The sequence below is a fragment of the Brevundimonas sp. NPDC092305 genome, from assembly GCF_044755415.1.
Classification (GTDB): domain Bacteria; phylum Pseudomonadota; class Alphaproteobacteria; order Caulobacterales; family Caulobacteraceae; genus Brevundimonas.
Genome location: NZ_JBIVQY010000001.1, coordinates 689,919 through 711,733, shown reverse-complemented (window position 1 = coordinate 711,733; position 21,815 = coordinate 689,919). Strand labels below are relative to the sequence as shown.

Below are 21,815 nucleotides of genomic sequence, written 5' to 3'. Positions count from 1 at the left end.
GCTTATGCGCACCGTCCTTGGCGGCGGCCCAGACTCCCAACCCCTCCCCTCCGCCGCTACAGTCTGATCCCGGTTCGATACTCGCTCTCCAGAAGGAAGCGATGCAGCCGACCATTCAGGCCCTGAATCGTCAGGACGCGACCATGCGTCTCCGCGCCTTCACACCCGCAGAAATCCGGGAAGTCGAACGGCAGACCAGCGATATCCTTTCGGCGACAGGAACCGAGTGTGACGTGGTCGATGCTGCCCGGGTTGGACAGACGATCCGCCGGCGGAACATTTTCGAGGTTGCTTGCGCCAACGGGTACGGATACATTTTGGCCGATGGGCCTGAGGTCAGGGCTTACGACTGCACCGTTCTCGCGCGGGCTGCCGTTATGCGTCGCCAGGCGGACATGCGCGCGGATATCGGAACCCAGTGCGCGCTTGAGCTGAACGGTGGTCGCCAGTTTCATCGGACCCGCTACGGCGCACGTTACTGACGGCAAGCGTGGATTGATCCGTTCCCGGACGGGTTCACAGACAGGCCCTGATTGGTCTAGGAACACCCGCGTCTTTCCGCGCGTCTGGTGCCCCATGATCCGAACCTGTCTGATTGCCTCGCTGTTCATCGCCGCTGCAGGCGCTGCCCATGCCCAGGACTCGCGGAACCCCTGGTCCTTCTCTCTTGGCGCAGCCACTGACAACCGCTCCAAGGACGCGTCCAAGTCCGACGGTGATCCCTACGTCTGGGGCGAGGCCCAGTGGGAGAGCGCGTCCGGCCTGTTCTACGCCGGACCGCAGTTCGAGACGATCAAGGCCTCGACCGGCTCCGAGCTGGAAATCGCCCTCAGCGCCGGCGTGCGTCCGCAGATCGCCGGCTTCGACCTCGACCTGAACGCCGAGCACAAGTGGCATGTGAATGCTGATCCGGGCACGGACGATGCGGCGTGGGAGTTCACCGCCAATATCAAGCGCTCGATCGGCCCCGCCAGCGCCCGGGTGCGCCTCCAGCACTCGCCCGACAGCACCGGCTCGACCGAGGCCTGGACCTGGGTCGCCCTTCGCGGCGGCTGGGACTTCACCAACAAGCTGACCGGCACGGTCGAGATCGGTCGTCGCGAGCAGGACAACAGCGTTGACTACACCGGCTGGAACGCGGGCTTCACCTACGCACTGACCCGCAATCTGGAGGCCGAGGTGCGCTATCACGCCACTGACGCCGATGTACCCGGCGAACAGTATGCCGACGCCCTCGTCGCCGGCATCAGCGTGGCCTTCTAGCAAAGCTTATTGCGCGCAAGGGTCGACACCGGCGTTCATCGTCCCCATCTAGGGCCATGACCACCACGCACAGACCGACGACTCTTGAACGCGCCTACGAACTGGCTCGCGGCGGCTCCTGCCGCAATGTCAGCGACATCAAGGCCGCCCTCTCGACCGAGGGCTTCGACCGCATCAATGACTCCCTGTACGGACCGACCCTGACCGCGGCGCTGCGCAAGCTGTGTCAGGACAACTATGTCGACACGGCTGAGGCTGAACCAAACGCCTGAGCCCCGGCCTTGCTTTCGCCGCCCCTTGGGTGCAGAAGGCGAAACGTCGATCTCGTTCTGCGAAACGCCACCCTCTGCTTCGCACGAAGGTCAGCCGCTCCATTCAGACCCGACAGGCCTTCAGGGGCTGTTCCCTGAGGCCAACGCCAAACGGAGGTCTACGATGGCTACCGGCACTGTAAAATGGTTCAACGGCACCAAGGGCTACGGCTTCATCCAGCCGGATGACGGCGGCAAGGACGTCTTCGTCCACATCTCGGCCGTCGAACAGGCTGGCCTGCGCGGCCTCGACGAAAATCAGAAGGTCTCGTACGAGATCGAGCGCGATCGCCGTTCCGGCAAGGAATCGGCCGGTCAGCTGAAGGTCGAGGGCTAAGCCCCACCTGTCTAACGACACGGATTTGACGGCGGCGAGGGGCGACCTTCGCCGCCGTTTCCATGTCCGCCCGCTGACACAGGCCTTGCTATTGTCGCCCGAAGCGCCCACCTGTGTGTGGTCGATCTCTCTGCGAAACGCTGCTGCCCTTTGCATCGCGCACCGAGGTCCAAAGCCGATCCCATTCAGAATCCGACAGGCCGACCAGGACATCCTTCCTGCGGCCAATGCTTGCGGAGGTCCTGAAAATGGCTACCGGCACTGTAAAATGGTACAATTCCACCAAGGGCTACGGCTTCATCCAGCCGGATGACGGCGGCAAGGACGTCTTCGTCCACGCCTCGGCCGTCGAGACGTCCGATCTGGGCTCGCTCAACGAAAACCAGAAGATCTCCTACGAAGTCGAACGCGACTCGCGTTCGGGCAAGGAATCCGCCGGCCGCCTGAAGGCCGCCGAGTAGATCCAGATCCGGAAGGGCCGGCCGCCGAGAGGCGCCGGCCCGACCACACCTTCCCTTTCAAGGAGACGACCATGACCCCGCTGGCCGACATGATCCCCGCCATGAGCGATCCCGACCTCAAGTCCCTGCGCGTAAACGCCGCCCGGCTGGTCGAGCACGGCTCCAGCACACAGGTTCTGGCCGCCGCCGACATCATTCCACTGATCGACGACGAAACCGCCCGTCGCGCCGCCCTGCCGACCACGACCGTCAAGAAGGCCCGCGCCCCGGCCAAGAAGAAGGCTATCCCCGCGACCGGTCACCAGACCGCACTGCCGTCAAAGGCGGCCTAGGCCAGCGCCTGATCCAGATCGGCGATCAGATCGTCGATGTCTTCCACACCGACCGACAGCCGGATCAGGTTGTCGGTCACGCCGCCGGCTTCGCGCACGTCTTTCGGCACCGAGGCGTGGGTCATGATGGCCGGGTGGTTCACCAAGCTTTCGACCCCGCCCAGAGACTCCGCCAGCGTGAAGACCTGAAACCGTTCCAGCACCTGCTTTGTCCGTGACAGGTCGCCGTCGATGAAGGCGGTGACCATGCCGCCGTAGCGGCCGTTCATCTGCCGCGAGGCCAGATCGTGCTGCGGATGACTGATCAGGCCGGGATAGACCACGCTCGCCACGCCTTTGCGGGCTTCCAGCCAGCGCGCGACGGTCAGGGCGTTCTCGTTGTGCGCCTTCATGCGCAGGCCCAGAGTCTTCAGCCCCCGGTTGGCCAGGAAGGCGTCGAAAGGCCCCATAACCCCGCCTACCGAGTTCTGCAGGAACTTGATCTGGGTCGCGAGGTCGGCGCTCCCGGTCACCAGCGCCCCGCCGATGATGTCGGAATGGCCGTTCAGATACTTGGTGGCCGAGTGCATGACGACGTCCGCGCCCAGCTTCAGCGGCTGCTGGCTCCAGGGCGTGGCGAAGGTGTTGTCGACGATCAGCAGCAGGTCGTGCGCTTTCGCGATCTTTGACAGGCCCGCGATGTCGGCCAGCTTCATCAGCGGATTGGTCGGCGTCTCGACCCACAACATCCGGGTCTTGTCGGTGATCGTCGCCTCGACCGCCGACAGGTCCGACAGATCGACATAGCTGAAGTCCAGCCCCATCGACCGCCGCCTTACCCGCTCAAACAGACGCCAAGAGCCTCCGTACAGGTCATCGCCCGTGACGATGTGAGCCCCCGCATCCAGCAGCTCCAGCGCGGTCGATGTCGCGGCCATGCCCGAAGCGAAGCCAAACCCGTGCGTCCCGCCCTCCAGATCCGCCAGACAGGCCTCGAAGGCCTCCCGCGTCGGGTTCTTGCCGCGGGCGTACTCATAGCCCTTGTTCACGCCGGGGCTTTCCTGGGCGTAGGTCGAGGTCGCATAAATCGGCGTCATTACCGCGCCGGTCGTCGGGTCCGGCCGCTGGCCCGCATGGATTGCGCGGGTAGAGAAGCCCTGGCTGTTCTTGAGATTCGCCATGGGCTTACCGGTTCAGGCTCAGATGGTTGATCAGGTCGGTCCGCGTGATCAGCCCCACGAACCGCTCGCCGTCCAGCACGATCGCCACCCTGTCGCGGTCGAACAGCGGGATCAGGGCGTCCAGCGATTCCGACGCCTGCACCGTGTCCAGATCGCGGGTCATGGCCGACGACACCGGCTTGGCGAACCGCTCCTTGCGGGTGATCTCGTCGGTGTTCATCACATGAACCAGATCGCTCTCGTCCAGAATGCCGATGAGACGGCCGTCCTGAATGATCGGCAGCTGGGACACGTCGGCGCCCCGCATGCGCTTGAACGCGGTGTCCAGAGTATCCTCGGGCCCGGCGAAGACCACCGCGCCGTCCTCGTACTTGCGCGTGATCAGGTCCGACAGGTCGCCGTGAAGTTCGCGCTCGCCGATCCCCTGATCCGCCAGCCAGGCGTCGTTGTAGACCTTCGACAGGTACTTGGCCCCGGTGTCGCAGACGAAGGTGACGCAGGTCTTCGGCTCGGTCTGTTCCCGGCACCAGCGCAGCGCGGAGGCGATCAGCGTCCCCGACGACGACCCCGCCAGCACGCCTTCCTTGAGCAGCAGTTCCCGCACTGTCCCAATCGCCTCGCTGTCCGGGATCGAATAGGCCTTGTCGATCAGGCTCATGTCCGCCGTATCCGGCACGAAGTTCTGACCAATGCCCTCGACGGTGTAGCTGCCTTCCGGCCCCGGCACGCCGTCGTTGACGATTCCCGCCAGCGTCGACCCGACGGGGTCCGCCAGAATGATCTCGGCCTTCGAGCCCTTCGACTTCAGGAAGCGCGCGATCCCGGTGATGGTGCCGCCCGACCCGATCCCGGCCACGAAGGCGTCGACCTTGCCGTCCAGCTGCTCCCAGATTTCCGGCCCCGTTGTTTTGAAGTGGGCCTCGGAGTTGGCGTCGTTGGCGAACTGGTTGACGTAGAACCCGCCCGGAATCTGCTGCGCCAGCCGTTCGGCCATGTCGGTGTAGTATTCCGGATGTCCGTGCGGCACGTCCGAACGCGTCAGGCGAACATCCGCGCCCATCGCCCTCAAATGCTGGATTTTTTCCTTCGACATCTTGTCCGGGATGACCAGAAGCACCTTATAACCCTTGGCCTGCCCGACGAGTGTCAGCGCCAGACCCGTGTTGCCGGCCGTCGCTTCCACGATGGTTCCGCCGGGCTTCAAAAACCCCTCCGCTTCCGCCGCTGCGATCATCGACAGGGCGATGCGGTCCTTGATCGACCCGCCCGGGTTCTGGCTCTCCAGCTTCAGGAACAGCCGGCATTTCCCGGTGCCGATCTTCGTCACCTCCACCATCGGCGTCTTGCCGATCAGGTCCAGCAGAGAGCCGGTGGGACCGGACAGGACCGGGGAAGAGGCGACAGACATTCACAGACTCCGTGGGGCTCAGCGCCGGAAGCTAGGCGCGCCCCACCCTCATCACAAGCCGCGCAAGATTTCGCCTCTCGAAGAGCGCCGAAGCGCGGTATCAAAGGACTCACATGACAAAATCATCCAGCCGTCCCCCTGCCGGCCTCCCCGACAAGCCCACCCTCCTCGCCTTCCTTCGCGAGGCCGGTTCGGCCGAAAAAACAGACATCGCCCGCCACTTCGGGCTGAAGGGCGGCGACCGTCGCGCCCTGCGTGAAATGATCCGCGAGCTTGAGGCCGAAGGCGCCCTCGGCAAACGCGGTCGCAAGGGCTTCAGCGAAGCCGGCGCCCTGCCCCCGGTCGGCGTCGCCGACGTGGTCGAGCGCGACGTGGACGGCGAAATGTACGTCCGCCTCGTCGAGGCCTCGCCCGACGCGCCGCGCGCCCTTCTGGTTCCCGACAACTCCGGCCGCACGGGCCCCGCGCCCGGCATGGGCGATCGCCTGCTCGTCAAGTTCGCCCGTGGCGGCGAAGGCTGGGAAGCCCGCCTGGTCAAGAAGCTGGACAGCGAGCGCACCCGCGTCCTGGGCGTCATCCGCAAGTCCAACCGCGAGGTTCGGGTCGAGCCCGTCGACCGCCGCTCGAAGGACGTGCTGCTGGTCCCACACGCGCAAGCCGAGGGCCTGAAAGACGGCGACCTCGTGCTGGCCGCCATCGAGAAGGGCGATCAGCGCTACGGGCCCAAGCGCGGCAAAATCCTCGAGACCATCGGCCGCGAGGACGACGCCCGCGCCGCCTCCCTGATCGCCATTCACGCCCATAATGTCCCGACCGGCTTCTCCGAGGCTGTCGAGGCCGAGGCCGGGGATCAGGAACTGCCGTCGCTCAAGGGTCGCGAGGACCTGCGCGAACTGCCACTGATCACCATCGACCCCGCCGACGCCCGCGACCACGACGACGCCGTCTATGCGCACCGCGACGAGGATCCGAAGAACGAGGGCGGCTGGATCGTCTGGGTCGCCATCGCGGATGTCGCCGCCTACGTCCGCCCGAACACCAATCTGGACCGGGAGGCTCGCGACAAGGGCAACTCGACCTACTTCCCCGACCGCGTCGAGCCCATGCTGCCCGAACGCCTGTCCAACGGCCTGTGCAGCCTGACCGAGGGCGACAACCGCGCCTGCATCGCCGTGCGCATGGTCTTCGACAAGGATGGCCGCAAGACAGGCCACAGGTTCGTCCGCGGCCTGATGCGCTCCAAGGCCAAGCTGTCCTATGAGCAGGCGCAGGCCGCCATCGACGGCCAGCCCGACGACACGACCGGCCCGATCATGGAGCAGATCCTTTTTCCGCTCTGGAATGCGTATCACGCCATGCTCAAGGGTCGGCTGAAGCGCAGCCCGCTGCAGATCGAGAGCGCCGAGCGCCGCATCCGCATGAATACGCAGGGCGAGATCACCTCAATCGAGGCTCGCGTTTCCCTCGAAGCCCACCGGCTGATTGAGGAGATGATGATCCAGGCTAACGTCTGCGCCGCCGAGACGCTGGAGCAGAAAAAGACGCCCCTGCTCTACCGCGTCCACGACGCGCCCAGTCAGGAGAAGCTGTTCAATCTCGGCGACTTCCTCTCGACCATCGGCAAGCCGTGGACCAAGGGCGAGCCGGCGACGACCAAACGCTTCAACAAGCTGCTGGACGAGACCCGCGAGGGCGAACACGCCGAGGTCGTCAACGAGGTCGTGCTGCGCACCCAGATGCAGGCCATCTATTCCGCCGAGAACGTCGGCCACTTCGGTCTGAACCTCGACCGCTACGCCCACTTCACCTCGCCGATCCGTCGCTACTCCGACCTGATCGTGCACCGCGGCCTGATCCGCGCGCTGGGCCTCGGCAAGGACGGGCTGACGGACCGCGAGATCGCCGAACTGCCGGCCATCGCCGAACACGTCGTCATGACGGAGCGCCGGTCCATGGCCGCCGAGCGCGACGCCATGGACCGCTACATCGCCGCCTATCTGGAGGATCGCGTCGGCGCGACCTTCACCGGCCGCATCACCGGGGTCACCCGTTTCGGCCTGTTCGTTCGGCTGGACGAAACCGGCGCGGATGGTCTCGTGCCCGTCTCGTCGCTGGGCGGCGAATACTTCACCCACGACGACCGTACGCACGCCCTCGTCGGCGAGCGCACAGGACAGCGCTGGATCCTCGGCCGCAAGGTGGAGGTGAAGCTGCGCGAAGCGACCCCTGTCACTGGCGGCCTGCTGTTCGAGATGTTGAGCGAACCCGGCCCGCGCGATCCGAATGCGCCCGCTGCCCGTCTGGGCATGCGTGCGCGCGGCGACAAGGTCGGCGGCTATCCCAAGCGCGGCGCCAACCGCCCGGGTGGACCCAAGCCGCCCAAGGGCGGTCGTCCGTCAGGCGGCCTCAAGGGCGTACGCAAGGGCAAGCGGCGGTGAACTAGCCCCGCCTGCCCATGACGCGATCCAACAACAGCAGCGCGACCGTCCATCCCGCAAGCACGGCCGTGATCATTCCAACGATCGCAGCGATATCCGCCGCGCTCGACTGTGCAGGATCAAGGAAGGGGTAGGCGTAGTCGCCGGTCATGGCCCCCCGCGCCAAGGCATACGCGAAATAGCCGATCGGCCACGCGAGCCAGAGGAGGGCCCGCTTCCAGCGCAAAACGCCCTTGGGCGCGAACAACAACCAGAACAGCAGTCCTGCCCAAGGGGTCACGGCGTGCAGCAGGATATCCTCCAGCGCTGACTCCCGGACCGTCAGCGTCCCGCCGATCAGCCAGAAGCCGACGCCGACCGTCGTGTTCGCCGCGATCGCCCAGCCGACGATGTGCGGACGCGACAGCGGCCTGACCCCCAGCGCGACGCCTGTCATCACCACCGCGAGAAGCAGATTGGAGAGGTCGGTCAGGTAGCCGAGATTGACCCAGACCGCGCGCAGCAAGTCGCCGTTCTGGCTCGCGACACCGGCGACCAGATAAAGAACGAGCCCCAGCCAACCTGTGAGCGCCAGAAGTCCGGCCGCCAGCCGGCCAATCACCGAGTATTCCCTCATCGCCCCCTCCCAAACCCGCGTCACTCAAGCACGGTCGTCCGGGAGGCGCCAAGGCGGCTGTAGAGCGCGCTATGCCGCCCTGCCCAGCACCCGACAAGTCGCGACGCCGTTCGCCACCTCAACACGAACATCGCGGCCGGGCTCGACCTGATACCAGGTGTGGCGGCCGTTCAGGGTGATGTGGATCAGTCCGGGCGCGCGGAGGGTGCAGCCACCCTCCCTTTGCTGACGGAAGTCGCAGGACGTCGAGCCCGCTTGCGAGCGCATGGCGAAAGGTCCGATAGCGTTGGCGTTCGAGAACTGCGTTTCGCGCTGGGCCTGCGTCGGCTCGATGGTTCGGCAGAAGTCCGGTGGAGCGGGCGATGCCCCCGCGAGCACGGCGATGAGCAGAAGGGCAGTCGATGTCATGAGCGATCCTCCGTTCACTTACCGTCGCGCCGACCGGCCGCGACCGCCAGTGAACTCTTGGTAAGCCCACGCCCCGATCTGCTCCGGGCGTGCTAAGGCCGATCAATGCCTTCCGAGACCGTTCAGCCCTTCGATGGCGATCAGGACCTGCGCGACGCGCCCCGAACCGGCGACCGCCAGCGCCCGAAGGACGCCGCCACCCTGATCCTGACCCGCGGCCGACCTGATCGCACTGAGGTGTTGATGGGCCGGCGCGCGAGGGGCCATGTCTTCATGGCCTCCAAATGGGTTTTCCCCGGCGGCCGGGTCGAGCGCACGGACGCCTCCGCCGCGTCCGCGACTGAACTCGCCACAAGTGATCAAGCCCGCCTGACCCGCGAGGTCCCCCCCCGCCGCGCCCGTGCCCTCGCGCTCGCCGCCGTCCGCGAGACCTTCGAGGAGACGGGCCTGCTCCTCGCCGAGCCAGCCGCTCCCGCATCTGTCCCCGGACCGTGGAGGGAGTTCCGCGCTGCCGGCGCCCTGCCCCACCTCGCTGCCCTGTCCTACGTCGCCCGAGCTATCACCCCGCCGGGCCGCACCCGCCGCTTCGACGCCCGCTTCTTCATGGCCGACGCCGCCGCCCTGCTGCATCCCGAGCCGACCGCAGGGTCCGGGGAACTGGACGAGATCGAGTGGCTGCCGATTGAAGAAGCGCGCGCGCTTGATCTCCCCGCCATCACGCGCTTCGTTCTGGGAGAGGTTTCGCAGCGCCTCACGCATCCGGATCGGCCCTTACCGTTTGTCCGCATGGTTCGCGGGGCGCATGTGGTGGAGCATCAGGACTGACCATGGCCGACACGTCCATCACCCTGCGCCTGACCATCGCCGACCCTGTGCCGGGCGTCCGCTACAGCCTGCAGCAGGACGACGCCCCGTTCGAGCCGGTCACCGCCGGCGATGCGCCGCTGTCCTTCGACGTCCCGATCCGCCTGTCCGCCGATAACCGTTTCCTCGGTCCCTTCGTGCGCCGGGAGGGCCCCGAGCGTCGGTTCGTCTACATCCGCATCGGCACATCGGCCGGCGATCACGCCAGCGCGTGGAGCCGCCGCGCCAAGATCGATATCCACGACATCCCGGCGGCCCTGCTGGCAGGGGCCCGCGCCGGTCGTGTGCTTGAGATCGTTCTGCCCGGTCGCGGCAAGGACGGTTCGCCCGCTTGCGCCACGGTGCGCTCAACGACCGGCTGGCGCGCGGTCTAGTCAGCCAGCGGCCGCGTCAGATCGAACTCCACCCGAAAGAACCGCCCCTCGGGCCGGCGCAGTTCGTAGGCGAACATCCGATCGGGATGGACCTCAATCGCCCAGACGTTGGTGTTGGACACGGTCCGGCCCTCGCGCGTGAACAAATCTTTCGAGAACTGGTCCACCGGAAAGGTTTGCCGCTCCGCCGTGCCTTCGGACGCCGTATCACCGCCGTACTGGCTCAGCACATCCTCGGTCCCGTCCGGGTGACGATGATCGTGCTTCAGCCGAACCCCGACGTCCGTTCGCGTCACCACCCACGTCCGCGAGCGATCCTCGCCGACCGCGAAGGGAATGCGCACCTCGTCCGCCGAACAGTCCCGCACGTGCATGACCAGCGGCGCGCTGGCGAAGGCGGCGTCCGCAGGATCGTCCGTGACCACCCGACCCGCAAATTTCTTGCCGCACAGATCATTCAGCCGCGCCATGAACCGGTCCTGCGGCTCTGCGGCGACAGGCGTCGTGCCGCAGGCGGCGACGAACAGGGAAGCGGCGAGGAGGATCGATCGGATCATCCGACCACCCTATCCGCATCCCCGCGGCCGTCGAGCGGCCGCTTTGACGCATCGCCCACCGCTGCTATCCCTCAGACATGAAACTCCAGGCGCCGTTCATAAAGCTGCCCTTCCGCTTCGACGTTGCGCGCCTGCAGGCGGAGATCGCCGCCTTCCCGGCCGAGGCCTGGGTCAAGCACCCCAACAACATCCCCGGCAACAGCGCCCTTCGACTGATCACGGTGGGCGGGGGCGAGAACGACGACGTCGCCGGCCCGATGGCGCCGACGGAGCATCTGAAGGCCGCGCCCTATCTCCAGCAGGTCCTGTCCCACTTCGGCGTGGTCTGGAGCCGCTCGCGCCTGATGAAGCTGGGACCGTCCTCAACGGTGCCGCTGCACACCGACATCAATTATCACTGGTTCCACCGGGTCCGGCTGCACATCCCCATCGTCACCACGCCCGACGTGAAGTTCTTCTGCGACGACCAGGTCGTCCACATGGCCGAGGGCGAGAGCTGGATTTTCGACAATTGGCGTCCGCACAAGGTCGAGAACAACTCTGGCATCGAACGCGTCCACCTCGTCGCCGACACCACCGGCAACAGCCGCTTCTGGGACATGGCGCACGCCGCCGGTGAACAGGACCTGCCAGTTCAGACCGTGCCGTTCCAGCCCGGCGCCCGCGTCGGCATCGCGACCGAGCAGCACAATGTCTACCGCGTCATGCCGCCGTCAGAGGTGGATGCACTGCTGATCGACCTGTTGGGCGAGACCGTCTCGATCAAGCCCGGCGATGCCGGTCGTGCCGAGTTCAAGGCGTTCGAGCGCCTGCTCTATGGCTTTCGTCAGGACTGGCGGCAGCTCTGGTCCCTGTTCGCCGATACCGATCGGGGCGTGCCCCACTACCGCAAGCGGCTGGAGCAGTTGATGGCGCAGTTGTCCGGCCTCGGCGAGGATCTGCGCATCGCCGGCAACCAGATGCCCGCCATCCGCGTGGTCGGCCAGCGCATCGGGGCGTATGCGGTCAACATCTCCGCAGCGGGCGTCGCGGCCTCTCCGTCTGTCGCGTCCGCCCCCGACCAGACCGCGCAAGCTGTGGGTCGGCCGGTGATCAAGACCCCGGATTACGACCGCCCCCTGATCATCGTCGCCGCTCCTCGCTCAGGCAGTACGGCGCTCTACGAAACCATGGCCGTCACGCCCCAGCTGCATAACCCGGGCGGAGAGGCCCACTGGCTGGTCGAGGGGTTCCGCAAGCTGGCGCCCGGCGCGCCCGGCGTGGATTCCAACCGCCTCACCGCCGAACATCTGACGCCTGAACTGGCGCTGGCGATGAAGTCGCGTCTGGCCGAGCGCCTGCGCCGCGCCGACGCCCCGGCGTTCGACAACGCGCCGTCGGTTCGCCTGCTGGAGAAGACGCCCAAGAACGCCCTGCGCATCCCGCTGTTCGACGCCCTGTTCCCGGACGCCCGCTTCGTCTTCCTGTGGCGAGAGCCGGAAGAGAACATCTCCAGCATCATCGACGCGTGGCGCGCGGGGGGCTGGGTCACCTATCCGCAACTGCAGGGCTGGGACGGCCCGTGGTCCCTGCTGCTGCCGCAGGGCTGGCAGGCGCTGAAGGGCCGCCCCCTGCCCGAGATCGCCGCCTATCAGTGGCGCGTGACCAATCAGACGGTGATGGACGACCTGTCGGCCCTGCCCGCCGATCGCCGTCATGTGGTGCGCTACAGCGACTTCGTCGCCGATCCGGCCGCCGTGGCCCGCGGGATCGCCGATTTCGCCGACATCCAGTTCGATCCGGCGCTGGCGCAGCGCACCGCTGGTCCCCTGCCCGACTCGCGTCACACCCTGTCGTCACCCGCCCCTGAAAAGTGGCGCAAGAACGCCGCCGAGATCGAACCGCTGCTGCCTTCGCTACAGCCCACGCTGGACCGTCTTCGCGCGTTCCGCTGAACCGGTTGACTTCGGAGCGCGCCTGAGTATGTTCCGCGCCTCTCGTTTCAAGCGGCTTTCGCCGTCGCAAAGGTAATTCCGATGGCCAAGCCCGCCTCCATCAAGATCCGCCTCAACTCGACCGCCGACACCGGCTTCTTCTACGTCACCAAGAAGAACGCCCGTACGATGACCGAAAAGATGGTCGTCAAGAAGTACGACCCGGTCGTCAAGAAGCACGTCGAGTTCAAGGAAGGCAAGATCAAGTAAGCACTTGATCTGCTGACGTTTTCAAGGACGCCCGGCCCTCTGGCCGGGCGTTTTTCTTTGCCCTGATCGTCGCGCTGGACAGGCCCCGCTTAAGCCTTGCTTCAGGCCCGGCGTGTCATACTCGGGCCATGGACGCAGAGCTTTCGGACGCCACCGCCGCCTTGTTCCGGTCCTGGGACCAGCTGCGCCGTCCGATCTGGATGTTCGATCCCTGGTCGCGCGAGGGCGTTTACGCCAATCCCGCCGCGCTCACGCTCTGGGGCGCAGAATCTCGCGAAGAGCTGCTGGCCCGCGACTTCTCGAACCTGTCTGCGGCCGTCGTCGCCCGCACCGAGCGCCTGATGCGCGCCACGGCGGACGGTTCCGAACTCAGCGAGCGCTGGACCTTCTATCCCAACGGCGCGCCCGTCACGGTGCAGGCGACCATTTCGTCTTTCGCGCTGGAGGATGGCCGTATTGTCCTGCTGTTCGAGGCCGCGCCCGCTGATGTCGAGGCCGAGGAGCGGCGCGCCGTTGAGGCCCTCCGCCACACCTCAACGCCCATCACCCTGTTCGACGCCGACGGTCGTCGTCTGTTCGCCAACCCCGCCGCGCACGCAGCCTACGGCGACGTGGAAGGCGGCTTTGTCGATCACTTCGCCGACCGCGATGACGGCGAGACCCTGCTGGCCGCGGCCCTGTCAGGCGGGTCCAGCGGCGGCATGCGTGAGATGATGACCGACGAAGGCCTGCGCTGGCACCACGTCGACGCCCGCACTGTCCTCGACCCCGTGACCGGCGCGACGGGCGTGCTGCTGAACGAGCAGGACGTGACCCAGCGCGTCGTCGCCGAGACCGCCCGCGCCACGGCCGAGCAGACCGCCGCCATGTTTGATGCCCGCCAGCGCTTCCTGACGGAGATGTCTCACGAGCTTCGGACGCCCCTGAACGCCGTGCTGGGCTTCTCCGAACTGCTGACGCAGGCCGACCTCGAACCCGCACAACAGGACCAGTCCCGCCGCATCCACGAAGCCGGCCAGCGCCTGTCCTTGCTCGTCGAATCCATGATCGCGGAAGAGGCTGTCCCTGTCGCTTCGGTGGAAACCATGTCGGAAACCGTCCGGGCGGACGACGCCGCCACCGACGAGATCAGCGCCCTCCAGGTGCTTTACGTCGATGACAACGACAGCAATCGCGCACTCGTCACCACCATCCTGTCCGTCCAGGGCATCATCTGCGCCACCGCTGACGATGGACGTCAGGGTCTCGAGATGGCGCGGTCGCAGGTTTGGGACCTGATCCTGATGGACATCCAGATGCCGGTCATGGACGGCGTCGAGGCGACCCGCGCTATCCGCGCCCTGCCCGGCGCGGCCGGCCGCACGCCCATCGTCGCCGTCACCGCCAACACCTTGCCGGAGCAGTTGGTGGAATACGCGGAGGCCGGCATGGATGATGTGCTGGGCAAACCCGTCAACATCCTCGGCCTGCTTGAGAAGGTGGACTTCTGGTCCCGGCCCCGGGAGAGCGACGAGATCGGGGATGTTGAGGCGGTCTGCGCCGCCTGACCCCTAGGCGGCCCGGGCGATGACCTGGTTGCGGCCCCGGCCCTTGGCCTCATAGACGCCTTCGTCCGCCCGCTTCAGTAGGGCGTCCGGCGTATCGCTGACGCCGTCGCTGGACGCCACGCCGACCGAGACGGTGATCGTCAGGCCTTCCAAGCCGCCCATGATCGGGAACGGCTGGCTGGCCACGTCGCGGCAGATGCGGTCTGCCACGCGCGTCGCGTCTTCCAGCGTCGCGCCCGGCATGACGACGACAAACTCCTCGCCGCCCAGACGGCATGGCAGGTCGATGGCGCGCACGTTGGTCGCCAGCCGCACCGCGAACTCGCGCAGCACCTCGTCACCGGCGTCGTGGCCGAAGCTGTCGTTGACCGACTTGAAGTGGTCGATGTCCATGACCAGCACGGCGACGGGATCGCCGCCCTGCCCCGCCCGGCCCATCATGCCCTGCAGCTGACCGGCCATGTAGCGGCGGTTATGCAGCCCGGTCAGAGCGTCGGTGACGGCCATCTCAAGGCTGTAGTCCAGCTTCTGCTTCAGGAAATCGGCGTAGCGCTTGCGCTTGATCTGCGTCCGCGCCCGCGCTTCCAACTCTTCTGGATCCACCGGCTTGGGCAGAATGTCGTTGACGCCCAGCTCCAGCGCCTTCAGCAGGCGCGGCCGGTCGGCGGGGTCCACCACGGCAAGGATCGGGGCCTTGCGCGACGCCTCCGTCGAGCGCGCCTGGGCGATGAACCGCAGGCCGTCGAAGCCCGAGCTGGAGACATTGACGATCATCAGATCGATCGGGCCCCGCGCGGCGATGAGCGCACCAGACGGGTCGGCTTCGACCGTGGGTCGGTGTTCGCCCGCCATGTGATCCGCAACGGCCTGGGCCTGGATCTCGTTGTCGTCGACGACCAGAATGCGTCCTCCCGACCCGCGCAGTCGGCCCGCGCCATCAGTGTCGACGCCCAGCCGGCGTCCGCTTTCCTCGCGCTCGCGCAGCTCGTCCATCACGGACTTGAGCCGCACCAGCGATTTCACGCGGGCGAACAGGATGACGTCGTCGATCGGCTTGGTGACGAAGTCGTCGGCGCCGACGCCCAGTCCCTTGATCTTGTCCTCGCGGCCATCCAGCGCGGTGACAAGCACCACCGGGATGTGTCGCGTCACCGGATCGGCTTTCAGCCGTCGGCAGGTCTCGAACCCGTCCATGCCGGGCATCATGACGTCCAGCAGGATAATGTCGGGCCGCTCTGACGACGCGATCTCCAGCGCCGTCGCGCCGTCCGTGGCGGTCAGCACTTCGTAGTATTCCAGCGTCAGCTTGGCTTCGAGAAGCCGGACGTTGGGCTCGACGTCGTCAACGACAAGAATACGCGCCGTCATCCCAGATGCTTCCTCACGACCTCGAGGAAATGCATCACCGAGATGGGTTTGGAGATATAGGCCTCGCAGCCGCCCTGCCGGATCCGCTCCTCATCGCCCTTCATGGCGAAGGCGGTGACCGCGACGACCGGGATGTGAGCCAGTTCCTCGTCGTCCTTCAGCCACTTGGTGACCTCAAGGCCGCTGATCTCGGGCAGCTGGATGTCCATCAGGATCAGGTCGGGATGATGTTGGCGCGCGAGGGCCAGCGCCTGCAGGCCCTCGCGGGTCTGCAGGGTCTCGTAACCCTGCGAGTCGAGCAGATCATGAAACAGCTTCATGTTCAGCTCATTATCCTCGACGATGAGGACCTTCTTCGACATCACCACCCGGCCTGTTCACGCCTGAAACACGAGGCGTCTTCGCCTTCTTCCGATGCACCCTGCGCGATGCAGTCTTAAGTTGGGGTGAAGCCCGCCTTCAGGCACACTGCGAACCAATGAAATCCATCTGCCGCGATTGCCTCTGGACCGCCGACCGCGTGGTGGACCGGTGCGGCGTCTGCATGTCGCGGCGCGTGATCGCGCATCCCGAGCTCGACCAGCTGACGATCGCCCACCTCGACTGCGACGCCTTCTACGCCTCGGTGGAAAAGCGCGACCGGCCCGAGTTGCGCGACCTTCCGGTGATCATCGGCGGCGGCAAGCGTGGGGTGGTCTCCACCGCCTGTTACGTCGCCCGCCTGTACGGCGTCGGCTCTGCCATGCCGATGTTCAAGGCGCTGAAGGCCTGCCCCGAGGCCGTGGTTATCAAGCCCGACTTCTCCAAATACGTCCCCGAGAGCCAGCGCATCTTCGGCTTCGTTCGAGAGCTGACGCCTCTGGTGCAGACCCTGTCGCTGGATGAGGCCTGGATCGACCTCGCTGGCACCGAACGCCTGAACGGCGGCCCGCCCGCGCTCCAGCTCGTCCGCCTGCAGAAGCGTATCGAAGATGAGACCGGCCTCAGCGTCTCCATCGGCCTGGCCCTGAACCGCTTCCTCGCCAAGGTGGCGTCAGAGCTGGACAAGCCACGCGGCTTCTCGGTCATCGGCACAGAGGCCGCCGCCCTGCTGGCCCCCAAGCCGGTCGGCATCCTGCCCGGCGTCGGCCCGGTCTTCAGGAAGACGCTTCAGAGCGACGGCTACGCCACGGTCGGCGATCTCGCTGCGGCGGAGGTTCGCGATCTGGTCAAACTCTACGGCGAGACCGGCCTGCGCCTGCACAACCTCTCCCACGGCCGCGACCACCGGGCCGTCAATCCCGAGCGCGACCGCAAGGGCATGAGCGCCGAGACCACCTTCAATGAAGACCTCACCAGCGCGGAAGACCTCGAAGCCGAACTCTGGCCCCTGTGCGAGAAGCTGGCATCGAAGGCGCGCAAGGACGGCGTCGCCAGCCGCGTCATCGTGCTGAAGCTGCGCAGAACGGACTTCAGGATCGTAACCCGGCGGATCAGCCTGCCCGAACCCATCCAGACCGCCCGCGCCCTGTTCGCCGCCGGGCGCGACCTGATGGGCCCCGAGCTGGGCATCCCATACCGTCTGATCGGCATCGGCATGGGCGAGGTCATCGACGCCGTCGACACGCCCGTCCTGTTCGAAACCACGGAAACCCGCACCCTCAAGACCGAGAAGGCCATCGACGCCCTGCGCGAGAAGTTCGGGCGGGACGCGGTCGTGGCCGGGCGCGCGCTGAAGGGCTGAACGGCCCTAGAGCGCCTTGACGATCCCCTCGACCATCTTCTTGGCGTCGGCGAACAGCATCATGGTGTTGTCGCGGAAGAACAGCTCGTTCTCCACGCCCGCATAGCCCGCCGCCATGCCCCGCTTGATGAACAGCACGGTGCCCGCCTTCTCCACGTCGAGGATCGGCATGCCGTAGATGGCGCTGGTCGGATCGGTCTTGGCCGCCGGATTGGTCACGTCGTTGGCGCCGATGACGAAGGCCACATCGCAGCTTCCGAACTCGGAGTTGATGTCCTCCAGCTCGAAGACCTCATCATAGGGGACGTTGGCCTCGGCCAGCAGTACGTTCATATGGCCCGGCATCCGCCCGGCGACGGGGTGGATGGCGTATTTCACATCGACCCCCTCTTCCTTCAGCTTGTCGGCCATCTCGCGCAGCGCATGCTGGGCCTGCGCCACCGCCATGCCGTAGCCGGGCACGATGATGACCTTCGAGGCGTTCTTCATGATGAAGGCCGCGTCGTCAGCGGAGCCCTGCTTCACCGGCCGGGTTTCGACATGACCGCCGCCAGCGGCCGCGGCGTCCCCGCCGCCGAAGCCGCCGAGGATGACGCTGATGAAGCTGCGGTTCATGCCCTTGCACATGATGTAGCTCAGGATCGCCCCCGAGCTGCCGACCAACGCGCCGGTGATGATCAGGGCTATGTTCTCCAGCGTGAAACCCAGCGCCGCCGCCGCCCAGCCGGAATAGCTGTTCAGCATGGACACCACGACCGGCATGTCCGCCCCGCCGATCGGGATAATCAGGGTCGCGCCAAGGATCAGGGCGATGATGAACACGCCCCAGAACGCCCAGGTCGCCGTGCCGCCCGAGCCGATCATCACGCCGATCAGCAGCACCAGACCCAGCGCCAGACCGATGTTGATCAGGTGCCGCGCCGGCAGGATGATCGGCGCGCCGCTCATGTTGCCGTTCAGCTTGGCGAAGGCGATGACCGAGCCGGTGAAGGTGATCGCGCCGATGGCGACGCCAAGGCTCAGTTCGATGATCGACAGGGTCTTGATGCCCCCGCCCGCCGCCGCGATGCCGAAGCCTTCGGGCGCATAGACCGCGCCGATCGCGACCAGACAGGCGGCCATGCCGACCAGACTGTGGAAAGCCGCGACCAGCTGGGGCATCTGGGTCATCTGAACCCGCCCCGCGATCAGCGCGCCCAGCCCGCCGCCCACGACGACGCCGGCCAGAATAAGCCCGGCTGTCAGCGTATCCAGCACGCCGCTTGACCACAGCGTCAGCAGCGTCACGCCGACGGCCAACGCCATGCCGATCATGCCGAAAGTGTTGCCCTGCCGGCTTGTCTCGGGGCTCGACAGCCCGCGCAGCGACAGGATGAACAGGACCCCGGCGACCAGATAGGCCAGTGCGGCCAGCGAAGCGTTCATTCCATTCCCCCGAAAGTCATCACAGGAAGCCCACGCCGATCCGGCGCCCCGTCGCCGCTGTACCCTCCGCGCGTATCTCGCGCGGTTCGCGGACGATGGCGATGCCGACGGGCCCGCGCCCGCCGGTCTTGGTCACATGACAATGGCCGACATTGAGGGGCAGCCGCCCCCGGTCCGACCCCTCGCCGGGTCGCTCCAGCTTGTTGATCCAGTGGTGCTGGTCGTAGGCGCTTTCCCAATAGGTCACCGGCGGAAACCGGCAGGTCAGCAGCCAGCTCGCCCCCTGCGGCGCAGAGACTGCCCAGTGCATGCCGCCCTCGACGTTCTTGCCCACATGCGTCTGGGCGCCCGCGGTCGAAGCCGCGGTCAGCGCGACGATCAGGCCGACGCCGACGATGCCCGCCCGGCGGCTCACGCCTGCGGCTCCTTGGGACAGGTGGTCCGCGCCAGCCGCCACAGGCCGGCCGCGATGAACAACGGCCCGAGGAAGGCCATGGCCCAGTCGAACACGCCCATCGGCCGGTCCTGCGCCACGATGCGCAGCAGGACAGCCGAGAACACCAGCACAACGCCGCAGTCGCTGAAGCGCATACGCTGGATCGGGTTCTTCTCGCCGAACCAGCTCCACAGCCACAGCGCTATGCCGATCCCGGTCGCGACCCATGACGCCACATCGATGAACTGCTGCACGTTCGGGGTCACGACGCGGCCCTGCTCTGAAACAGGCGGCCTCGGCGAAGGGCCAGAACTGCGTTGACGCCGAAACACCCGGCGGCGGCGACCAGCACAGCGACCATGAACCAGTCCGCATCCTTGGCGTAATCGCCCGCCCGCACGCCCATCGTTCGCATGAGCGTGCCGTACAGCAGGATCGCCATGACGCGCTCAATCCCCGCGCGCACCTTAGGGGAAATCCTGCCGCTCGCGACCACCAGCGCCAGCACGCCGAGCAGCGCCAGCGGGATCAGGGCCGTAAAGAGCAGCGCCTGCGTCATGCCTTGGGCCGCTCTTTCTTGCGGTACATCGCCAGCATGCGTCGCGTGACCATGAAGCCGCCGAAGATGTTGACGCTGGCCAGCGTCACCGCCGCGACGCCCGCTCCCTTGGCGACCCAGCCGCTGGCTCCATCGCCCGCCAGCGCGGCCGAGGCGATGAGACCGCCGACGATAATCACCGATGAAATGGCGTTGGTCACCGCCATGAGCGGCGTATGCAGCGCCGGCGTCACCGACCAGACGACGTAATAGCCGACGAAGATCGCCAGCACGAAGATGGCCAGCCGGAAGACGGTGGGATCGACGTGTTCCATTACGAGTTCCTGGAGCGTTTCATGTCAGCCAAAGTCAGAAGCGTAACTCCGACACCGATGGGCGTCGCCATCCCGATCAGCCATGTGAACAAGGTGCGCATCACAAAGACCGGGTCTCCTAGAATCTCGTGCTGCCCGGTCAGAAAGTCGGCGGCAGACCAGAGGCCGAGGACCAAAGAGCCGACGATCAGCACCCACCCAAGTGCGTGAAGGATTACATCTGTTCGCGATGTCATCCCTTGACCCCTTCATGCACGACGCCCCCGCCGTGGGTGACCACCGACGCCTTGAGGATTTCGTCCTCCAGATCGACCGCCAGCGCCCCGTCCTTGACCATCAGCCCCACGAACGCGACGAGGTTGCGCGCGTAGAGGGCCGAAGCGTCGGCCGCGATCCGGCCCGGCAGGTTGGACCATCCGACGATCTGTACGCCGTTCGCCGTCGTCACGACCTCGCCCAGCTTGGCGCCCTCGACGTTGCCGCCGTTGTCGATGGCCAGGTCCACCAGCACCGAGCCCGGCTTCATCGAAGCCACGTGCGCCGCCGTCACCAGTCGCGGCGCGGGGCGGCCCGGGATCAGGGCGGTGGTAATGACGATGTCCTGCTTGACGATATGCGAGGCGGTCAGCTCGGCCTGTTTGGCCTGATATTCCTCCGACATCGGCTTGGCGTAGCCGGCGGCGGTCTCGGCGGCCTTGAACTCCTCGTCCTCGACGGCGACGAACTTGGCGCCGAGCGACTCGACCTGTTCCTTGGAGGCCGGACGCACGTCGGTGGCGGTCACCACCGCGCCCAGTCTGCGCGCTGTGGCGATGGCCTGCAGACCCGCGACACCCGCGCCCATGACGAAGACCTTGGCCGCGGCGACCGTGCCGGCCGCCGTCATCATCATGGGAAAGCCCTTGCCGTAGGCGTAGGCCGCCTCGATCACCGCGCGGTAGCCGGCGAGGTTAGCTTGCGAGGACAGGACGTCCATCACCTGCGCGCGCGTGATGCGCGGCACGAACTCCATGGCGAAAGCGGTCGCGCCGGCGCCCTTCAGCGCCTCGACGGTGTCCTTCTCGCGGTAGGCGTCCAGCATGGCCGCCACCACGGCGCCGGACTTCAGCGCGCTGATCTCCTGCGCAGTCGGCCCGCGCACCTTCAACACGACATCCGCACCCGAAAGGGCCGCCTGCGTGTCCTTGGCGATCGTCGCGCCGGCCTCGGCGTAGTCTGCATCAGGGATCGAGGAACCCGTCCCCGTCCCCGTCTCGACCGTCACCGTCGCGCCCAGCGCGATCAGCTTCCTGACCGTCTCCGGAGTAACAGCGCAGCGCGTCTCGCCTTCTCGGCGTTCGCGGGTCACGGCGATCGAAACAGCCAAGCGAATCCTCCCGTCTTCTCTCGACGCAGGAACGTTAGGCTGTTCAGGGGCGGCGCGTCAAAGCGCCGTCATTCCGCGGGCCGCGGTCAGAAGGCTCCGCCTTCTCGACCCGACGCGTCCTAGTGCGAGGACTTCGGCTTGCGCAGGAAGAAGACGCCCGCGACGACCAGTACGATCGCCACGAAGGCGCCGCCGAAGAAGCTGCCGCCCGGCATGAACCAGATCGTCAGGAAGGCGAGCAGGGCCGCGATGGCCAGCGAGCCCCACTTCGACATGCCCATGAAGGCCGAATAAGTGGCTTCCTGCTCGCCGATCTCTTGCGAGCCGCGAACATAGTCGGAGTGGTCGTGCGGGGCGGAGGCCAT

At 66.6% G+C, this 21,815-nt stretch carries 27 protein-coding genes; 12 read left to right on the top strand and 15 right to left on the bottom strand.

Annotation, left to right across the window (positions count from 1 at the left end):
- Positions 1-56 precede the first annotated feature (56 nt).
- Positions 57-455 carry a hypothetical protein gene (locus ACIQC9_RS03555; RefSeq protein ID WP_400612450.1) on the bottom strand — a complete coding sequence of 133 codons (399 nt, stop codon included), beginning with the start codon at positions 453-455 and terminating at the stop codon, positions 57-59.
- Between the two features lie 121 nt (positions 456-576).
- On the opposite strand from ACIQC9_RS03555, the gene ACIQC9_RS03550 reads away from it, so the two are divergent.
- The 5 genes from ACIQC9_RS03550 to ACIQC9_RS03530 all read left to right on the top strand — a co-directional run bounded on the left by ACIQC9_RS03550 (position 577) and on the right by ACIQC9_RS03530 (position 2,704).
- Positions 577-1,263 carry a TorF family putative porin gene (locus ACIQC9_RS03550; RefSeq protein WP_400612448.1) on the top strand — a complete coding sequence of 229 codons (687 nt, stop codon included), beginning with the start codon at positions 577-579 and terminating at the stop codon, positions 1,261-1,263.
- Between the two features lie 56 nt (positions 1,264-1,319).
- Positions 1,320-1,535 carry a hypothetical protein gene (locus ACIQC9_RS03545; protein WP_400612446.1) on the top strand — a complete coding sequence of 72 codons (216 nt, stop codon included), beginning with the start codon at positions 1,320-1,322 and terminating at the stop codon, positions 1,533-1,535.
- Between the two features lie 163 nt (positions 1,536-1,698).
- On the top strand, positions 1,699-1,911 hold the full coding sequence (locus tag ACIQC9_RS03540) for a cold-shock protein (protein ID WP_400612443.1): 213 nt from the start codon (positions 1,699-1,701) through the stop codon (positions 1,909-1,911).
- Between the two features lie 248 nt (positions 1,912-2,159).
- The gene (locus ACIQC9_RS03535; protein ID WP_400612441.1) at positions 2,160-2,372 is read left to right on the top strand and encodes a cold-shock protein; all 213 of its coding nucleotides are present in this window, start codon (positions 2,160-2,162) and stop codon (positions 2,370-2,372) included.
- Positions 2,373-2,443: 71 nt separating this feature from the next.
- The gene (locus ACIQC9_RS03530; protein ID WP_400612439.1) at positions 2,444-2,704 is read left to right on the top strand and encodes a hypothetical protein; all 261 of its coding nucleotides are present in this window, start codon (positions 2,444-2,446) and stop codon (positions 2,702-2,704) included.
- On the opposite strand, the gene ACIQC9_RS03525 is transcribed toward ACIQC9_RS03530, so the two are convergent.
- Together ACIQC9_RS03525 and ACIQC9_RS03520 are read right to left on the bottom strand one after the other, a co-directional pair.
- Positions 2,701-3,864, bottom strand: coding sequence for a cystathionine gamma-synthase (locus tag ACIQC9_RS03525; protein ID WP_400612437.1), 1,164 nt, complete (start codon positions 3,862-3,864; stop codon positions 2,701-2,703). The two genes, ACIQC9_RS03530 and ACIQC9_RS03525, sit on opposite strands and share 4 nt — an antisense overlap.
- 4 nt (positions 3,865-3,868) lie before the next feature.
- Positions 3,869-5,272 carry a pyridoxal-phosphate dependent enzyme gene (locus ACIQC9_RS03520; RefSeq protein ID WP_400612435.1) on the bottom strand — a complete coding sequence of 468 codons (1,404 nt, stop codon included), beginning with the start codon at positions 5,270-5,272 and terminating at the stop codon, positions 3,869-3,871.
- 113 nt (positions 5,273-5,385) lie between these two features.
- Here ACIQC9_RS03520 and rnr point away from each other — a divergent pair, with 113 nt between their 5' ends.
- Positions 5,386-7,710, top strand: a complete 2,325-nt coding sequence (rnr, locus tag ACIQC9_RS03515) for a ribonuclease R (protein WP_400612432.1) — start codon at positions 5,386-5,388, stop codon at positions 7,708-7,710.
- Between the two features lies 1 nt (position 7,711).
- Here the strand turns inward: rnr and ACIQC9_RS03510 are convergent, their stop codons facing one another.
- Both ACIQC9_RS03510 and ACIQC9_RS03505 read right to left on the bottom strand, forming a co-directional pair.
- Positions 7,712-8,311, bottom strand: a complete 600-nt coding sequence (locus tag ACIQC9_RS03510; RefSeq protein ID WP_400612430.1) for a Pr6Pr family membrane protein — start codon at positions 8,309-8,311, stop codon at positions 7,712-7,714.
- An 84-nt stretch (positions 8,312-8,395) separates the two neighbouring features.
- On the bottom strand, positions 8,396-8,734 hold the full coding sequence (locus ACIQC9_RS03505) for a hypothetical protein (RefSeq protein WP_400612428.1): 339 nt from the start codon (positions 8,732-8,734) through the stop codon (positions 8,396-8,398).
- 105 nt (positions 8,735-8,839) lie between these two features.
- Here ACIQC9_RS03505 and ACIQC9_RS03500 point away from each other — a divergent pair, with 105 nt between their 5' ends.
- Both ACIQC9_RS03500 and ACIQC9_RS03495 read left to right on the top strand, forming a co-directional pair.
- Positions 8,840-9,559: an NUDIX hydrolase gene (locus ACIQC9_RS03500; protein WP_400612426.1), complete on the top strand. Its 720-nt coding sequence runs from the start codon at positions 8,840-8,842 to the stop codon at positions 9,557-9,559.
- 2 nt (positions 9,560-9,561) lie between these two features.
- On the top strand, positions 9,562-9,972 hold the full coding sequence (locus ACIQC9_RS03495; protein ID WP_400612424.1) for a DUF5990 family protein: 411 nt from the start codon (positions 9,562-9,564) through the stop codon (positions 9,970-9,972).
- On the opposite strand, the gene ACIQC9_RS03490 is transcribed toward ACIQC9_RS03495, so the two are convergent.
- Positions 9,969-10,529, bottom strand: coding sequence for a hypothetical protein (locus tag ACIQC9_RS03490; RefSeq protein WP_400612422.1), 561 nt, complete (start codon positions 10,527-10,529; stop codon positions 9,969-9,971). The genes ACIQC9_RS03495 and ACIQC9_RS03490 overlap by 4 nt on opposite strands.
- 77 nt (positions 10,530-10,606) lie before the next feature.
- On the opposite strand from ACIQC9_RS03490, the gene ACIQC9_RS03485 reads away from it, so the two are divergent.
- From ACIQC9_RS03485 to ACIQC9_RS03475, 3 genes are all read left to right on the top strand, one after another.
- Entirely contained in the window at positions 10,607-12,463 is a 1,857-nt protein-coding gene (locus ACIQC9_RS03485) for a sulfotransferase (RefSeq protein WP_400612420.1), read from the top strand.
- 81 nt (positions 12,464-12,544) lie between these two features.
- The gene (rpmG, locus tag ACIQC9_RS03480) at positions 12,545-12,712 is read left to right on the top strand and encodes a 50S ribosomal protein L33 (protein ID WP_029417689.1); all 168 of its coding nucleotides are present in this window, start codon (positions 12,545-12,547) and stop codon (positions 12,710-12,712) included.
- Between the two features lie 128 nt (positions 12,713-12,840).
- The gene (locus ACIQC9_RS03475; protein WP_400612418.1) at positions 12,841-14,259 is read left to right on the top strand and encodes a response regulator; all 1,419 of its coding nucleotides are present in this window, start codon (positions 12,841-12,843) and stop codon (positions 14,257-14,259) included.
- A gap of 3 nt (positions 14,260-14,262) precedes the next feature.
- Here the strand turns inward: ACIQC9_RS03475 and ACIQC9_RS03470 are convergent, their stop codons facing one another.
- The gene (locus ACIQC9_RS03470) at positions 14,263-15,627 is read right to left on the bottom strand and encodes a PleD family two-component system response regulator (RefSeq protein WP_400612416.1); all 1,365 of its coding nucleotides are present in this window, start codon (positions 15,625-15,627) and stop codon (positions 14,263-14,265) included.
- Positions 15,624-15,989 (bottom strand): response regulator, encoded by a 366-nt coding sequence (locus ACIQC9_RS03465; RefSeq protein WP_400612414.1) that lies wholly within the window; start codon positions 15,987-15,989, stop codon positions 15,624-15,626. The genes ACIQC9_RS03470 and ACIQC9_RS03465 overlap by 4 nt, the downstream gene beginning before the upstream one ends.
- Before the next feature lie 116 nt (positions 15,990-16,105).
- Here ACIQC9_RS03465 and ACIQC9_RS03460 point away from each other — a divergent pair, with 116 nt between their 5' ends.
- Positions 16,106-17,350 carry a DNA polymerase IV gene (locus ACIQC9_RS03460; protein WP_400612412.1) on the top strand — a complete coding sequence of 415 codons (1,245 nt, stop codon included), beginning with the start codon at positions 16,106-16,108 and terminating at the stop codon, positions 17,348-17,350.
- Between the two features lie 6 nt (positions 17,351-17,356).
- On the opposite strand, the gene ACIQC9_RS03455 is transcribed toward ACIQC9_RS03460, so the two are convergent.
- The 7 genes from ACIQC9_RS03455 to ACIQC9_RS03425 all read right to left on the bottom strand — a co-directional run bounded on the left by ACIQC9_RS03455 (position 17,357) and on the right by ACIQC9_RS03425 (position 21,815).
- Complete coding sequence (locus ACIQC9_RS03455) at positions 17,357-18,775, bottom strand: NAD(P)(+) transhydrogenase (Re/Si-specific) subunit beta (RefSeq protein WP_400612410.1); 1,419 nt, start codon at positions 18,773-18,775, stop codon at positions 17,357-17,359.
- Between the two features lie 19 nt (positions 18,776-18,794).
- Positions 18,795-19,190: a hypothetical protein gene (locus ACIQC9_RS03450; RefSeq protein ID WP_400612407.1), complete on the bottom strand. Its 396-nt coding sequence runs from the start codon at positions 19,188-19,190 to the stop codon at positions 18,795-18,797.
- Complete coding sequence (locus ACIQC9_RS03445) at positions 19,187-19,477, bottom strand: hypothetical protein (RefSeq protein ID WP_400612405.1); 291 nt, start codon at positions 19,475-19,477, stop codon at positions 19,187-19,189. Before ACIQC9_RS03445 ends, ACIQC9_RS03450 begins: the two co-directional genes overlap by 4 nt.
- Positions 19,474-19,770, bottom strand: a complete 297-nt coding sequence (locus tag ACIQC9_RS03440) for a hypothetical protein (protein ID WP_400612403.1) — start codon at positions 19,768-19,770, stop codon at positions 19,474-19,476. The genes ACIQC9_RS03445 and ACIQC9_RS03440 overlap by 4 nt, the downstream gene beginning before the upstream one ends.
- Positions 19,767-20,084 (bottom strand): NAD(P) transhydrogenase subunit alpha, encoded by a 318-nt coding sequence (locus ACIQC9_RS03435; RefSeq protein WP_400612400.1) that lies wholly within the window; start codon positions 20,082-20,084, stop codon positions 19,767-19,769. Before ACIQC9_RS03435 ends, ACIQC9_RS03440 begins: the two co-directional genes overlap by 4 nt.
- A 232-nt stretch (positions 20,085-20,316) precedes the next feature.
- Positions 20,317-21,450: a Re/Si-specific NAD(P)(+) transhydrogenase subunit alpha gene (locus ACIQC9_RS03430; protein WP_400612398.1), complete on the bottom strand. Its 1,134-nt coding sequence runs from the start codon at positions 21,448-21,450 to the stop codon at positions 20,317-20,319.
- A gap of 119 nt (positions 21,451-21,569) precedes the next feature.
- Positions 21,570-21,815 (bottom strand): aa3-type cytochrome c oxidase subunit IV, encoded by a 246-nt coding sequence (locus ACIQC9_RS03425; protein ID WP_400612396.1) that lies wholly within the window; start codon positions 21,813-21,815, stop codon positions 21,570-21,572.